Origin of the sequence: Mycobacterium sp. E802 (assembly GCF_001666875.1) — a bacterium.
In the GTDB taxonomy this organism is placed as follows: domain Bacteria; phylum Actinomycetota; class Actinomycetes; order Mycobacteriales; family Mycobacteriaceae; genus Mycobacterium.
Window position 1 is genome coordinate 1 of sequence record NZ_LZJD01000116.1, and the last position, 15075, is coordinate 15075.

General features: G+C 65.6%; 14 protein-coding genes and 2 pseudogenes. 10 read left to right on the plus strand and 6 right to left on the minus strand.

Annotated elements, in window-relative coordinates; translation table 11 throughout:
• Positions 1 to 151 (minus strand): annotated as a pseudogene (locus A5699_RS29255) (class I SAM-dependent methyltransferase); the annotation flags it as partial.
• Positions 152 to 161: 10 nt separating this feature from the next.
• On the opposite strand from A5699_RS29255, the pseudogene A5699_RS17470 reads away from it, so the two are divergent.
• A pseudogene (locus A5699_RS17470) lies at positions 162 to 611 on the plus strand (SAM-dependent methyltransferase); the annotation flags it as partial.
• Between the two features lie 29 nt (positions 612 to 640).
• Positions 641 to 1705: a phosphotransferase family protein gene (locus A5699_RS17475; RefSeq protein WP_067771382.1), complete on the plus strand. Its 1065-nt coding sequence runs from the start codon at positions 641 to 643 to the stop codon at positions 1703 to 1705.
• 81 nt (positions 1706 to 1786) lie between these two features.
• Here the strand turns inward: A5699_RS17475 and A5699_RS17480 are convergent, their stop codons facing one another.
• A complete protein-coding gene (locus A5699_RS17480; RefSeq protein WP_067771384.1) occupies positions 1787 to 2548 on the minus strand; it encodes a sulfite exporter TauE/SafE family protein in 762 nt (253 codons plus the stop codon).
• Between the two features lie 229 nt (positions 2549 to 2777).
• Here A5699_RS17480 and A5699_RS17485 point away from each other — a divergent pair, with 229 nt between their 5' ends.
• Entirely contained in the window at positions 2778 to 3233 is a 456-nt protein-coding gene (locus A5699_RS17485) for an alpha-isopropylmalate synthase regulatory domain-containing protein (protein WP_231965751.1), read from the plus strand.
• Positions 3234 to 3324: 91 nt separating this feature from the next.
• Positions 3325 to 4959 carry a PE-PPE domain-containing protein gene (locus tag A5699_RS17490; protein ID WP_157561315.1) on the plus strand — a complete coding sequence of 545 codons (1635 nt, stop codon included), beginning with the start codon at positions 3325 to 3327 and terminating at the stop codon, positions 4957 to 4959.
• Positions 4960 to 4966: 7 nt separating this feature from the next.
• On the opposite strand, the gene A5699_RS17495 is transcribed toward A5699_RS17490, so the two are convergent.
• Positions 4967 to 6448: a cytochrome P450 gene (locus tag A5699_RS17495; RefSeq protein WP_067771390.1), complete on the minus strand. Its 1482-nt coding sequence runs from the start codon at positions 6446 to 6448 to the stop codon at positions 4967 to 4969.
• A gap of 129 nt (positions 6449 to 6577) precedes the next feature.
• Here A5699_RS17495 and A5699_RS17500 point away from each other — a divergent pair, with 129 nt between their 5' ends.
• Entirely contained in the window at positions 6578 to 7231 is a 654-nt protein-coding gene (locus A5699_RS17500; RefSeq protein ID WP_067771392.1) for a TetR/AcrR family transcriptional regulator, read from the plus strand.
• 22 nt (positions 7232 to 7253) lie between these two features.
• Positions 7254 to 8147, plus strand: coding sequence for an SDR family oxidoreductase (locus A5699_RS17505; protein ID WP_067771394.1), 894 nt, complete (start codon positions 7254 to 7256; stop codon positions 8145 to 8147).
• Here A5699_RS17505 and A5699_RS17510 read toward each other — a convergent pair.
• Genes A5699_RS17510 through A5699_RS17520 form a run of 3 tightly spaced genes read right to left on the minus strand, consistent with a single transcriptional unit; the run spans position 8144 to position 11025 of the window.
• Entirely contained in the window at positions 8144 to 9322 is a 1179-nt protein-coding gene (locus A5699_RS17510; protein ID WP_067771398.1) for an AAA family ATPase, read from the minus strand. The genes A5699_RS17505 and A5699_RS17510 overlap by 4 nt on opposite strands.
• Before the next feature lie 10 nt (positions 9323 to 9332).
• Positions 9333 to 10415, minus strand: a complete 1083-nt coding sequence (locus tag A5699_RS17515) for a DNA polymerase IV (RefSeq protein ID WP_067771400.1) — start codon at positions 10413 to 10415, stop codon at positions 9333 to 9335.
• Positions 10416 to 10419: 4 nt separating this feature from the next.
• On the minus strand, positions 10420 to 11025 hold the full coding sequence (locus A5699_RS17520) for a TetR/AcrR family transcriptional regulator (RefSeq protein WP_067771402.1): 606 nt from the start codon (positions 11023 to 11025) through the stop codon (positions 10420 to 10422).
• Positions 11026 to 11112: 87 nt separating this feature from the next.
• On the opposite strand from A5699_RS17520, the gene A5699_RS17525 reads away from it, so the two are divergent.
• The 4 genes from A5699_RS17525 to nrdE all read left to right on the plus strand — a co-directional run bounded on the left by A5699_RS17525 (position 11113) and on the right by nrdE (position 15019).
• Entirely contained in the window at positions 11113 to 11655 is a 543-nt protein-coding gene (locus tag A5699_RS17525; RefSeq protein ID WP_067771404.1) for an NAD(P)H-dependent oxidoreductase, read from the plus strand.
• Positions 11656 to 12157: 502 nt separating this feature from the next.
• The gene (locus tag A5699_RS17530) at positions 12158 to 12397 is read left to right on the plus strand and encodes a redoxin NrdH (RefSeq protein ID WP_067771406.1); all 240 of its coding nucleotides are present in this window, start codon (positions 12158 to 12160) and stop codon (positions 12395 to 12397) included.
• Positions 12398 to 12431: 34 nt separating this feature from the next.
• Positions 12432 to 12884 (plus strand): class Ib ribonucleoside-diphosphate reductase assembly flavoprotein NrdI, encoded by a 453-nt coding sequence (gene nrdI / locus A5699_RS17535; protein ID WP_067771408.1) that lies wholly within the window; start codon positions 12432 to 12434, stop codon positions 12882 to 12884.
• A gap of 17 nt (positions 12885 to 12901) precedes the next feature.
• Complete coding sequence (nrdE, locus tag A5699_RS17540; protein ID WP_197508323.1) at positions 12902 to 15019, plus strand: class 1b ribonucleoside-diphosphate reductase subunit alpha; 2118 nt, start codon at positions 12902 to 12904, stop codon at positions 15017 to 15019.
• The last annotated feature ends 56 nt before the right edge of the window (positions 15020 to 15075 follow it).

Here is a 15075-nt window from a genome sequence, read left to right on the forward strand (position 1 = left end):
AGATCAGACCGATGCGTCCGCCCGGGCGGGTCACCCGGACGAGTTCGTCGGCGGCCTGCTGGTGGTGCGGGGCGAACATCACCCCGATGCACGACAGCACGACGTCGAAGGAATCGTCGGCGTAAGGCAACGCCTCGGCGTTCGCCTCGTTCCACTCCACGTTCGCCCCGCACCACCAGCAGGCCGCCGACGAACTCGTCCGGGTGACCCGCCCGGGCGGACGCATCGGTCTGATCTCCTGGACGCCAGAGGGATTCGTCGGGCAACTGTTCGCCACGATGAAGCCGTACGTGCCGCCACCGCCCCCGGGGGTGTCGGCGCCGCCGCTGTGGGGCGACGAGGGCTACGTCCGCACCCTGCTGGGGGACCGGGTCGCCGGATTGACCTGTGATCGGCGGGAACTGGACGTCGGGGCGTACGCCGACGGCGCCGAATTCCGCGATCATTTCAAGGCCGCCTACGGTCCGACGATCGCGGCCTACCGGGCGATCGCCGAGGATGCTGACAAGGTCACCGCCCTCGATGCCGAGATCGCCGCGCTGGCCGATCGGTTCCGTCAGGGCTCGTCGATGCCGTGGGAATACTTGCTCACGGTGGCGAACCTGCGCTGATCCGAGCGGCCAACTGGCACCATGACTGCATGCCCGAGGACGTCCAGGAACTGCCGACGCTCAACGCCACCGATCAAGAGGCGATCAGCCGATGGCTGCGGGATCAACGGATCGGCACGACGCTGACCGACGTGGCGCCTTTGACCGGTGGAACGCAGAACATCGTCGTGGGCATGAACGTCGATGGCCGCCGAATGGTGTTGCGGCGTCCGCCTTTACATCCTCGGCCGACCAGTGACAAGACCATGCTGCGTGAAATCGCGGTGCTGCGTACCCTGGCCGGCTCGGCCGTACCGCATCCCGGCTTCATCGCGGCCTGTACCGATCTCGATGTGATCGGCGTGGTGTTCTACCTCATGGAGGAGGTCGACGGGTTCAACCCCGGTACCGAGGTGAGTCCGGCCTACCAGGACGATGCCGGCCTCCGTCACCGCGTCGGCTTGTCATACGCGGCGAGCCTCGCCGAACTGGGCAACGTCGCCTGGGAGAACAGCGAGTTGGCCGCCATCCGCAGGCCGGGATCGTTTCTGGCCCGCCAGGTCCCGCAGTTCCTCGGCCTGCTGGAGAGTTACCGCCACGACGCGTATCGGCCCGAATCGTTGACCGGGGTGGCGCAGCTGGCGCAATGGCTGGAAGACAATCGTCCGGCCGATGCCGAGCCCGGGATCATGCACGGCGACGCCCACCTCAACAACGTTCTGCTGCGCCGGACGACTCCCGAGTTGGCCGCCTTCATCGACTGGGAGATGTGCACGATCGGTGATCCGCTGCTCGACCTGGGCTGGATGCTGGTGTGCTGGCCGGACGATCCCAATCCCATCAACGCCGGATCGGCCCTGGCAGCGCTCGGCGGACTGGCCGACCGCGGCGAGTTGATCGAGGCGTACCGCGCGGCCGGGGGTAGGCAGACCGACCGGCTCGACTGGTATGTGGCGCTGGCCTGTTTCAAGCTCGGCATCGTCATCGAGGGCACCTGGTCGCGGTATCTGGCCGGGCGGGCCAGTCGGGAGGCCGGGGAGCAGCTGCACGCCTCGGCGGAGAATCTCCTGGCACTGGGAACTCGGGTCACCAAGGGCGACAACCCCTTCGGGTGATGGCCCAGTGCTCCGGCGACCAGACTCAGATGTACCGGAAACACCGGCGTGTCGGGGACATCTGCGACTGCTCGCGGGGGGTCAGTAGGTGTCGAGCGCGAGTTTGACGGCCAGGGCCACACCGGCCGCACCGATCAGCAGCCGCAGCGGAGTCGCCGGCGCGTGGCGGACGATCACCGGCCCGAGGCGTGAGCCGATCAGGCAGCCGACGCCCAACGGCACCACAGCCGGCCAGTACACCGGGGCGATCACCATGAAGGCCACGGCGGCAACCGAATTGGCCACGCCGAGGATCACGTTCTTGCCGGCGTTGGCGTGCGCCAGCGTCGCACCACCGGTGCGCAACAACAGCGCCAGCAGCAGCACTCCCGCCGCCGCACCGAAGTACCCGCCGTAGATCGTGATCACGAAGATGGCCCCGGCCTCCATGGCCACCTTCATGCGGTGCTCGCGATGGTCGGCCACCCGGGTCTCTTGTCGACGGCCACGCGGCAGCAGGATCGCCACCGAGGCGAACGCCAGCAGGAACGGTACGACCTTCTCGAAGCCCTCGGCCGGTGTGCACAACAGCAGCGCCGCGCCGACCGCGCCGCCGGCCACCGCGACCGGCACGATGCGCTTGATCCACGCGCTCTGCCCGGCCAGCTCAGGCCGCGACCCCAGCACCGACCCCACGCCGTTGAACACCAGCGCCACCGTGTTGGTGACGTTGGCCGTCACCGGCGGCAGCCCGATCAACAGCAGCGCGGGATAGGTGGCCACCGAGGCCAGGCCGGCGATACTGCCGGTCAGCCCGCCGCCGATGCCGGCGACGACAAGCAGAACGACCTCACCGACACTCATGAGGCTTCCACCCCGAAGAGATTACGGATCAAAAGCGTTTGCGCGATCCGACGGGCTGCGTCTAGCATCGCCAACGTGCCAAGGCGACTCGTAGTAGCAACCCGCAGCGGGGTCTGATCAGACCGACCCCCCGCTGTGGGTCGTTCGCTACCTCGTCGGTCACTTCCTCTGAGCAAGAGAAGACCGGCACATGTATCCCACTTCACCAGCACCGCAATCGGGTGATCCGATGCCATTCTCAGCGCACTTCACCACCCCGTTGCCGCGTGATCTGCGCGAAGCCGGCGCGGCGACATCCTGGGAGCAGTTCCTCGGCGAGTACGCACCGTCGGCCGGGCCGCTACGGCTCGGGCAGTTCACCTGCACCGAAGAGCGTGCGCGTGGCCGTCTCGGGCCGCAGGCCCGCACCTACCGGGCCACACTCGCCATCGGCGACACGATCGAGACCTCGACCACCGCGGCCAGTGGGCCCGTCGCGGCGTTGACCGCGATGCTGCACGACTGCGGCGTCAGCGTCGAGACGACGTCGTTTCATCAGCTGCCGACGGACGGGCAGACCGCCACCTTCATCGAGGGCTGCGATGGCCTGCACCGCTGCTGGGCGGTCGGGGTGTCCGAAGATCCCGTGCAGTCGGCGCTGTCGGCGGTGATCGCCTGTGCCAACCGCCTGATGACGGCGGCCTGACGGTGACCACCGGCCTCGGCGCGGGCCGCCAAGCAGCGTCTCCGTAGGCTGTCCGCTCAGGCGGTTGGGGTAGATCGGGGGAGGGGCTCTGGTGAGATCGGTTTGGACGCTCGTGGCGGCGACCGCGGCGAGCTGCACGGTGGTGGCGGTGGTCACGGCGGCGACACCGTGGGCGGGGCTGAGCAACCGGTACGCCGAGTTGCTGGCCAAGACGGTCCTGGCCATGGGCGGCAACGGAAACGGCACCGGGCTACTGATGGAGAACGAACTCGACGGATACATCCGGCCGGGGGACCCGAACTACGGGCTGTGCGCGACGGGCGCGGATTGCGCGGGCGACCAGTTCCAGATCGCCACGTGGAACGCGACCGCCTGGACGCCGGCATCAGACTTCGATCGCCAGCAGGCCGACGGCGTCGACAGCCTGGGCCGTCAGCTACGCCAAGCGCTGGCCGCTGAGAAGACGAAGGAGGCCGGCCCCGACGCAGACGGGGAGGCGCGCGTCGTCGTGGTCGGCTACTCATCGAGCGCCGACGTCGTCCTGAAGGAACTGCAGGCGCTACAGGCGCAGCGCGACGCCGGCGCCGCGGATGCGCTCGACCCGGACGAGGTCAGCTTCCTGGTGATGGGCAATCCCGACCGGCCCAACGGCGGGATCCTGGCCCGCTTTCCGGCGTTCACCCTGCCCATCGCGGGGGTGACGTTCGGAGGGAGCAGTCCCCACACCGACTACCAGATCACCGACATCAGCTGGGAATACGACCTCGCCTCCGATGCTCCTGCCTATCTGAATCCGCTGTCGTTCGCCAATGGCGTGCTCGGCTTCTTCTACCAGCACAGCTTCTATTTCGGGCTGGACCCCAACACCACCGACACCGACTCGGTGGTGTTCGACGGCTACGACGACAACGGAAATCGCTACATCACGATCTCTGCGCGGCACCTGGCGTTGCTGCAGCCGTTCTACGACATCGGTGTGCCCATTCGGGTTCTCGACGCTGTCGAGCCGACGCTGAAGGTGCTCATCGACCTCGGCTACGACCGCGACACCAAGCCCTGGGAAACCAAGCGGCTCGAGCTCGCACCGCCCCCCGAACAAGTTGCCGCTGCATTACCCGAATTGCAGAAGGCACTGACCGAAGGCGCCCAAATCGCATTGGGCATCAAGGAACCGCCGTCGGCCGACGACCCGGATACCGAGAACGCCACCCTGGCGGTCATCGAGAATGTGCTGGGTGGCTTCCTGAAGGAGGCGTCGTGGGACACCGTCAAGACCACGATCGAGAACACCTTCGGGATCTCGTTGCCCGATCTGCCGGGCACCCCGACGAGCCAAGCCGGCGTGCCCGCGGCCGTGACGCACCCGGCGGTCGAGCCGGCCCCGCAGGCCGGCGACGATGACGGGCCGGCCGACCTGTCGACCGGTCGACGCGTGGCTGCACCGGATGCGGCGCGGCCGATCCGCACCCAGGTCGCCGACAACGCCGCGCGCCGAATCGACGACCGTCACGACGGCGTTGTCGCGAGGCTGCAGGGTCAACGGAAGGTTGTTGCCGAGCTCGACGAGACGGCCGACGCATCGGCGGGTCGGCCGGGTCGAAGTGCGGCGAACTCAGCTCACGACGTCGTCAAGCGGCCAACGGGCGGGTCCAAGTTGGGTCCGGCGAAGAACAAGGCCACGAAGAACAACACCACGAGGCACAAGGCCGCCGCCTCGACCGACTGAGTGCAGCTCATCCCAAGGGGCGCAGCACGATCGGCATGCCGTCGATCGGCACCGGCATGCCGCCGTAGTCGTAGCTCGGCTGGTAATCCGGGCTGGCCAGCTCCAGCTTGTAGCGGCGCAGCAGTCGGTGCATCACTGTCTTGATCTCCAGCTGGCCGAACACCATGCCGATGCACTTGTGCGCTCCACCGCCGAACGGGGCGAACGCGTAGCGGTGCCTCTTGTGCTCGTTGCGCGGCTCGGCAAAGCGATCCGGGTCGAACTTCTCCGGATCGGTCCACAGCTCGGGCAGCCGGTGATTGATCGAGGGCCAGGTCACCACGCTCGTCCCGGCCGGGATGAAGTAGCCCAGCAGGTCGGTGTCGCGCACGGCCTGGCGGAAGTTGAACGGCAGCGGCGTCATCATCCGCAGCGACTCGTTGATCACCAGGTCGTAGGTCTCCAGCTTGTCGAGCGACTCGAAGTCCAGCGGCCCGTCGCCGATCCGGGCGGAGTCCTCGCGCAGCCGTTCCTGCCACTCCGGGTTGGCGGCCAGGTGATAGCACATCGTCGTCATCGTCGAGGTCGACGTGTCGTGGGCGGCCATCATCAAGAAGATCATGTGGCTGATGATCTGCTCGTCGGTGAAGCTCTGCCCGTCCTCGTCGGCGGAGTGGCACAGCACGCTGAACATGTCCGTGCTCTCCGAGCGACGCTTCTCGCTGATTCGGCTGGCGAAGTAGTCCTCAAGGGTCTTGCGGGCCTGGATGCCGCGCCACCACTTCAGCGGCGGCACCGGGGTACGCACGATTGCGTTGCCGGCCCGCGTGGTGGTGGTGAATGCGTTGTTGACCGTGGTGACCAGCGCGCGGTCGGTGCCGGCCGGCACACCCATGAAGACCTCAGAGGCGATGTCGAGCGTGAGCTCCTTCATGGCCGGGTGCAGAAGGAAGCGCGGGTCGTTGGCCACCCAGTCGTTGGCCAACACTGACGAGGCCACCGAATCGATGTGTGAGATGTAGCCGCTCAGCCTGGTGCGGGTGAACGCCTCCTGCATGATCCGGCGGTGGAACAGGTGCTCGTCGAAGTCGAGCAGCATCAGGCCGCCCTCGAAGAACGGGCCGATGACCGGGTCCCAGGCGCGCTGCGAGAAATCCTTGTTGCGGTTGAAGAACACCGCCTGGGTGGCGTCGGGGCCGAGCGCCATCACCGACGACAACGCAGGGGACTGGGCGTAGTAGATCGGACCGTGCTTGCGGTAGAGCTCGAGGATGAAGTCCGGACCGCCCCGGAAGATCTCGATCATGTGGCCGATGATCGGCAAACCCGCGTCGCCGCTGATCGGCTTGAGTCCGCTGCCGGCCGGGGGCTCGGCGAAGACGAACTGGTCCCACTGCTTGGCTTTGAGCCGCTTTTCCAACGCGCCCATTCCTGGCAGCGTGTTGGGCGTCGGAGTGAAGCGGCGCTTTGCCTGGTCGAGCAGGTAGTGCGGGGTGCTGATGGTTGCCATGGGCCGCTCCTGACCGTACAAACGCTGACGAAGTGTGGTCGATGTCACCACTTGTGGTCATCCTGACTGCCAGACTTGACGCATGTCAAGTTTTGATCTGGCGCGTCGCGAGTGCAAAGGTCTTATGCCATGACCGCCGAATCGATACCCGGGAGCTCCGGCAGCTCCACCGGGCGTCCGCAGGCCCGTCGCAGCCGGGGGGACCGGCAGCGCGAGGCCATCGTGACGGCTGTGCGGGAACTGCTCGAAGAGGAGTCGTTCGCCGATCTGTCGGTGAGCACCATCAGCGAACGTGCCGGGGTGGCCCGGTCGGGCTTCTACTTTTACTTCGACTCGAAGTACGCCGTGCTGGCTGTGATCCTGGCCGACGCAATGGAGGAACTCGCCGCGCTGACGCACGATTACGCACCCCGCGAGGCCGACGAGACCCCGGCGGCGTTCGCCGAGCGGATGGTCGGCAGTGCGGCTACCGTCTTCGCGACCAACGATCCGATCATGGCGGCGTGCACGGTGGCGCAGAACACCGACGCACAGATCCACGATCTGATGAACGATTTCGAGGACGCCGTGATCGACAAGATTGTCGGTCTCGTGGAACAGGACAAGGGCGCGCATCCGATCTCCGACGATCTTCCCGCTCTGGTTCGCACCCTGGTGGCGACCACAGCGATGACGCTGTCGCACGACTCGGCTTTCGTCGGCCGCAGCGCCGATCCTGCTCGCGCCCTCGACGTGGTGGAACGACTGTGGCTCAACGCACTGTGGGGTGGCCAGCAGGGATAGCGTCACAGGTAAGGTCAGCGCCATGGGGAGTGATACCGCGGGTAACGGTCGGGCGAAACTTCAGGAGAACTTCCAGGGGAAACGGTGTCTGATCACCGGTGCTGCGAGCGGCATTGGTCGGGCGACCGCCCTTGCTCTGGCGGCTCAGGGCGCTGAGCTGTATCTGACCGACCGCGACGAAGTCGGGTTGGCCCAGACGGTCGACGACGCCAAGGCGCTCGGCGCCGACGTGCCGGCGCACCGCGCTCTGGACATCTCCGACTACGACCAGGTGGCGGCGTTCGCCGCTGACATCCATGCGGCGCACTCGTCGATGGATGTGGTGATGAACATCGCCGGGATATCGGCCTGGGGGACCGTCGACCAACTCACCCATCAACACTGGCGTTCGATGATCGACGTCAACCTGATGGGCCCGATCCACGTGATCGAGACGTTCCTACCGCCCATGGTGCAAGCCCGCCGCGGCGGGCACCTGGTCAACGTGTCGTCGGCCGCGGGCATCGTGGCCTTGCCATGGCACAGCGCCTACAGCGCCAGCAAGTACGGGCTGCGCGGCCTGAGTGAAGTGTTGCGATTCGACCTGGCGCGCCACCGCATCGGGGTCTCGGTCGTGGTGCCGGGTGCGGTGAAAACCGGTCTGGTGCAGACGGTTCAGATCGCCGGTGTGGACCGGGAGGATCCGAACGTGCGGAAGTGGGTGGACCGGTTCGCCGGCCATGCCATCTCGCCGGAGAAGGCAGCCGACAAGATCCTGGCCGGCGTGCAGCGCAACCGGTTCCTGATCTACACGTCGGCCGATATCCGTGCGCTGTATGCCTTCAAGCGCGTCGCGTGGTGGCCCTACAGTGTGGCCATGCGTCAGGTCAACGTGCTGTTCAGCCGTGCATTGCGACCGAAATCGGTGCGGCGCTAGCGTTTTCCCCAGTGCCAGGACGGGGTGTTGAGCATGCCGAACCCGTCCACCTTCGTCTCGCCCCACTGCTTGTAGAGCGCCACCTCGATCGCGGTGCCGTGCTGCTCATCGGCGGCCGGAGTGGTGTCCAGGAAATCCAATAGCGCGCGGGAATGGGTGACGACCAGCACCTGAGATCGCCCGGCGGCCGCGCGGATCAACGACGCCAGCGGCCGGACCAGATCGGGATGCAACGACGTCTCCGGTTCGTTGAGCACCATCAGCGACGGCGGTCTCGGACTGGCCAGTGCCGTGGCCCACAGCAGAAAACGCAGTGTGCCGTCGGACAATTCGGCTGCCCGCAACGGACGGAGCATGCCACGCTGACGCAACTGCAGGTCGAAAAGCCCGTCGTTGACCGCCACCGAGATGGTGGCTCCATCGAACGCGTCGGCCACCGCGCGTGCCAGATCGTCGAACGTGGTCTCGACGATCGTCTGGACCGCGGCAGCCAGATCCGAGCCGTCGTCGGCGAGCACCGGGGTGCGGGTGCCGACGTGGGGTTGGCGGGCGGGGGCGGCCGCGTCTACCCGGAACCCGTCGTAGAACCGCCAGTCGCGCAGACGCTCCGATACCGCCGACAGTTCCGGCAGTGCCTCCGGATGCGCGTACTCGGCAAGCACGCTGCGGTAGGACGGCAGCGAACGGGTGAGCTCATCGAACCCTCGGCCGGATTGTGCGGCCACCTCGGCGTACTCGCGCGTGCGGCGCACCAGCGCCGAGGCGGGGCGCAGCACCGGCCCGGCGAACACCACCTCGCGCTTGATCTCCGGATCCCGCGAAAACGCCGACGGCTCGCCACCGGATCCGGCCATCTGCGGTAGACCCAGGTCCACCAGATAGCCGAAATCGTCTGCCGCGAAGCCGAGTTCGAGCGACACCGGCCGGTTGCGAGTGGTGCCCTGCGGGTTTTCCGACGGTTGCTCGGGACCGGCCCACAACACCGACTGCAACCCGCCTTCGCGGGCCAGCGATCCGATCACCTGACCGCGGCCGCAATCGGCCAACAACCGCAGTGCGCGGTAGATCGACGACTTGCCGGTGCCGTTGGCGCCTGTGACCACCGTGAGTTGACCGAACGGCAGGATAACCTCGCGCAGCGAGCGGTAACCCCGGATGGCGATGGTCTGCAGCATGGCTACGAGGTTATTGGTCTGATGTGACAGGGGGAATCTCGTCCATCGACAGTTCGAGGCGCACTCCCAGGAGACGGACGGGACGGTCCAGGTCGAACTGATCGAATACCGCAAGCGCGGTGTCGGTGATGAGCGCGGCGTCGGTGCTCGGCGCGCTGAGCTTGCGGATCTTGGTTTTCGTGTAGAACGTCGCGGTGCGGACGGTGACCGCCACCCGGGTGACGACGCGTCCCTGCTCGACGACCTCGTCGAGGGTGCGGCGGGTGAGTTCGCGAATCGCGTCGTCCATCTCGGCGCGCTCGGTGAGGTCTTGGGGGAAGGTGATGACGTGGCTGCGCGAGCGGGGAATCCAGGGCTCGGAGCTCACCTCCGTATCGCCACCGCCCTTGGCCAGCAGCAGGATCCACAATCCGGTGCTCGGCCCGAAGGCCGAGGTGAGGACCGTGGCATCCGTCGCCGCCAGATCGGCAACCGTGGTAATGCCCAGCGTCGCAAGTTTTTTGGTCGTCTTCGGACCGATTCCCCACAGTGCATCGGGCGGGCGGTCACCCATCACCGCCATCCAGTTGGCCTCGGTGAGCAGGTACACGCCTGGAGTCTGATCTGCTCCTCGCGTGCGCGGTGGCTTGGCCAGTCCGGTCGCCACCTTGGCCCGCTGCTTGTTGTCGCTGATCCCCACCGAGCACGACAAGCCGGTCTCGGCGGCGATGACGGTGCGGATCCGCTCGGCCAGCTCGACGGGATCGCTGACGTCGGCGCCCAGATAGGCCTCGTCCCAACCCCAGACCTCCAGTGGATGGCCGAGGTCACGCAGCAGGCCCATCACCTGTTCGGAGGCTTCGTCGTAGGCCTGTGGGTCCGAGGGCAGGAATGTTGCGTCGGGACATTTGCGCGCCGCGGTGCGCAGCGGCATGCCGGCGTGCACGCCGAACTCACGTGCCTTATACGACGCACAGGTCACGACTTTGCGAGGTTCGGTGGGATCACCGCTGCCGCCGACGATGACGGGCAGGCCTTCCAGTTCGGGGTGGCGGCGCAACTCCACCGAGGCCAGGAACTGGTCCAGGTCGACATGCAGCACCCAGGCGGCCATGGCGCTAGTGGCCGCACAACTTGCGGGCAGTGTCCTGCCATGCCGCGGCCAGATCATCGAGTTGTCGGCCCTGCGAGAGTTGGTGCGCCACATAGTCGGGATCGAGGAGCGCGATCAGGGCGTCGGCCTGGGCGTCGAGATCGCCGGTGGTGCCCGCGGTTTCGAGCAGCATCCGGACGTGGGTGCGGTGCAGCGTGAACGGGCCGGTGTAGCGCAGCGCGGGATCACGTATCGCGTCGGACAGCAGCGCCTGATGGCAATGCACGAAACGAAGTCGGTCCGCGCCGTAGGCGAGCAGCCGTTCCAACGGTGGTGCGCCGGGACCCAACGGGGGAGGGCCGAACATGAAGGCGTCCTGCTCGGCGGTCTCGTCCTCGTCGAGCAACACCATCATCAATCCGGCCCGGCTTCCGAACCTGCGGAACACCGTTCCTTTCCCGACGCCCGCCTCGACCGCGATATCGTCGGTGCTGACTGCGTCGGGGCCGCGTTCGGCGATGAGCCGGCGTGCGGCGTCGAGGATCAGGGCGCGGTTTCGGGCGGCATCCCCGCGTTCTGGTGGCGCCGGGTCGATGCCCGCGAGCCGGGTCGGGCGGTCGGAGGCTGCCACAACTGCACTTTAACTCAGCCGGAATTAATCGGACCACAGTCCGGTTGATGGTTGCGAAGATCAGGCGACGAACAAAGGAGCATAGATATGGCCGATATCAAGGTGCTGGTGTTGGTAGGAAGCTTGCGTGCAGCGTCGGTCAACCGGCAGTTGGCCGAGCTGGCGGTGGAGCAGGCGCCCGACGGTGTGACGCTGCGGCTCTTCGACCGACTGGGGGAGCTGCCCTTCTATAACGAGGACATCGACGGGGACGGGGTGGCCGAGCCCGTCGTCGCGCTGCGGGCCGCGGCCGCCGAGGCCGACGCGACGCTCGTCGTCACCCCTGAATACAACGGAAGCATCCCGGGGGTGTTGAAGAACGCCATCGACTGGCTGTCCCGGCCGTGGGGCAACGGTGCGCTCAAGGACAAGCCGCTCGCGGTGGTCGGGGCGGCGCTCGGACAGTACGGCGGGGTGTGGGCGCAGGACGAGACGCGCAAGTCGTTCGGTATCGCCGGGCCCCGCGTAATCGAGGATCTCAAACTGGCGGTGCCGACCAAGTCGCTCGACGGCAAGCATCCGCGGGAAAACGCCGAGGTGGCCGCGGCGCTGCGCGACATTGTGGGCAAGCTCACAGCGGAGGTCGGCTGAGGGTTCGTCTTGGCGTTTTGCCTTCCGGGTCGCTTCCCGGCAAAATTCCTGCCGCCGGTTGGGTCGTACGACCCGGCCGGCGGCTTTGCTATTGGGGGCTCTTGCGCTCTGCGGCGGTCGGACTTGTCGGTGGCTGCTGGTACATCTGGGGGCCGGGTGCGACACGGTCTGTCAAGTTGTGTGCGACACGCCGTGGGCGAGGTTGCTGGCACACTTACGACCTGGGAATTTCAGAAATGTTATTCAGAACATCTTGTATGGCTTCGAACTGTCGGCCACTAGGTGTAGTGTCTGAGGGGCCGACAGGCCACCACGGTTCGGGGGCCGGCCGGAGCGCAGCGAATCCGGCTGAGTCGGTTTCAAGACCAGCCGCAGAGCGGCTTCGACCGGCAGGAATTTTGGCGGCCCGAAGGTCGCTGAACTTAAGCGAAACGTAAGACCCGAGCAGTTGCCAGTCACCTGTCCAGTTTGTTCACTTTCCGCAAGAGGAGCCGTACCGAAGATGACCGTCACCGTGTACACCAAGCCCGCATGCGTGCAGTGCAACGCCACCTACAAGGCGTTGGAGAAGCAGGGCATCGAGTTCGAGAAGGTCGACATCACCCTCGACAGCGAGGCCCGCGACTACGTCATGGCGCTCGGGTACCTGCAGGCGCCGGTCGTGGTGGCCGGTAACGACCACTGGTCCGGCTTCCGGCCCGACCGGATCAAGGCGCTCAGCGCGGTCTCTGCCAGCGCATAACGGAGGTCATCAACGGGGAGAGGAGGGGGACACGATGAGTCATCTCGTCTACTTCTCCAGCGTCTCGGAGAACACCCACCGCTTCGTCCAGAAGCTGGGATGGCCCGAGGGCCAGGTCACCCGGATTCCGCTGCACGGCCGCATCGAGGTGGACGAACCCTATGTTCTGATCCTTCCCACCTACGGCGGCGGCCGTGCCACCCCTGACATCAACAACGGGGGCTACGTCCCCAAGCAGGTCATCGCTTTTCTCAACAATGAACACAACCGGTCGTTGATCCGCGGCGTCATTGCCGCGGGCAACAACAACTTCGGTGCGGAGTTCGCGTACGCGGGCAATGTGGTCTCGCGCAAATGCGGTGTGCCGTACCTCTATCGCTTCGAACTCATGGGAACCCCGGACGACGTCGAAGCAGTCCGCGCGGGGTTGAAAGACTTTTGGAAGGACCAGACGTGCCACCAACCGTCACAGCTCCAGAGCCTGTAACCGCTCCCGGGCATGCCCTGCCCGGAGAGACCGATTATCACGCGCTCAACGCGATGCTGAATCTGTACGACGCCGACGGCAAGATTCAGTTCGACAAGGATGTGCGGGCGGCGCGGGAGTACTTCCTGCAGCACGTCAACCAGAACACCGTGTTCTTCCACAGCCAGGACGAGAAGCTCGATTACCTGATCGAGAAGGAGTACTACGAGCGCGAGGTGCTCGACCAGTACAGCCGTAACTTCGTCAAGAGCCTGCTCGATCGGGCCTACGCCAAGAAGTTCCGGTTCCCGACCTTCCTCGGCGCATTCAAGTACTACACCTCCTACACGCTCAAGACCTTCGACGGAAAGCGCTATCTGGAGCGCTTCGAAGATCGTGTTGTGATGGTGGCGCTGACCCTGGCCGCCGGTGACACCGAGCTGGCCGAGAAGCTCGTCGACGAGATCATCGACGGCCGCTTCCAGCCGGCCACCCCGACGTTCCTCAACTCGGGCAAGAAGCAGCGCGGCGAGCCGGTGTCGTGCTTCCTCCTTCGCATCGAAGACAACATGGAGTCCATCGGGCGCTCCATCAACTCGGCCCTGCAGCTGTCCAAGCGTGGCGGCGGAGTCGCCTTGCTGCTGACCAACATTCGTGAGCACGGCGCGCCGATCAAGAACATCGAGAACCAGAGCTCGGGCGTCATCCCGATCATGAAGCTGCTGGAGGACTCGTTCTCCTACGCCAACCAGCTCGGCGCCCGCCAAGGTGCCGGTGCGGTGTACCTGCACGCACACCACCCCGACATCTACCGGTTCCTCGACACCAAGCGTGAGAACGCCGACGAGAAGATCCGGATCAAGACGCTCTCGCTGGGTGTGGTGATCCCGGACATCACCTTCGAGTTGGCCAAGAAGAACGAGGACATGTACCTGTTCTCGCCGTACGACGTCGAGCGGGTCTACGGCGTCCCGTTCGCCGACATCTCGGTGACCGAGAAGTACTACGAGATGGTCGACGACGCACGGATCCGCAAGACGAAGATCAAAGCGCGCGAGTTCTTCCAGACGCTGGCCGAGCTGCAGTTCGAGTCGGGCTACCCGTACATCATGTACGAGGACACGGTGAATCGGGCGAACCCGATCGCCGGCAAGATCACCCACTCCAACCTGTGCTCGGAGATCCTGCAGGTCTCGACGGCCTCCGAGTTCAACGACGATCTGTCCTACTCCAAGGTGGGCAAGGACATCTCGTGCAACCTGGGCTCGATGAACATCGCCAAGACGATGGACTCACCGGACTTCGCCCAGTCCATCGAGGTGGCCATCCGGGCGCTGACCGCGGTGAGCGATCAGACCCACATCTGGTCGGTGCCCTCGATCGAGCAGGGCAACAACAGCTCGCACGCCATCGGCCTGGGGCAGATGAACCTGCACGGCTACCTGGCCCGTGAGCGGATCCACTACGGCTCCGAAGAAGGCATCGACTTCACCAACATCTACTTCTACACCGTGCTGTTCCACGCCCTGAGGGCGTCGAATCTGATTGCGATCGAACGCGGTACGAAGTTTGGCGGCTTCGAGGACTCGAAGTACGCGTCGGGGGAGTTCTTCGACAAGTACACCGAGCAGGTGTGGGAGCCGGCCACCGACAAGGTGCGGCAGATCTTCGCCGACGCCGAGATCCACATCCCGACGCAGGACGACTGGAAGCAGTTGAAGGAGTCGGTGCAGAAGCACGGCATCTACAACCAGAACCTGCAGGCCGTCCCGCCGACCGGGTCGATCTCCTACATCAACCACTCGACCTCCTCGATCCACCCGGTGGCGAGCAAGATCGAGATCCGCAAGGAAGGCAAGATCGGTCGGGTCTACTACCCGGCGCCGTACCTGACCAACGACAACCTGGAGTACTACCAGGACGCGTATGAGATCGGCTACCAGAAGATCATCGACACCTATGCCGCGGCGACTCAGCATGTGGATCAAGGTCTTTCGTTGACGCTGTTCTTCAAGGACACTGCCGATACGCGCGAGGTCAACAAGGCGCAGATCTACGCCTGGCGCAAGGGAATCAAGACGCTGTACTACATCCGGTTGCGGCAGATGGCACTGCAAGGCACCGAGGTGGAAAATTGCGTCAGCTGCATGTTGTGAGGCTCTGACGTCGAGTGGCCAGTTATGACACGTAAAACATGAAAAAGCGTGTGATA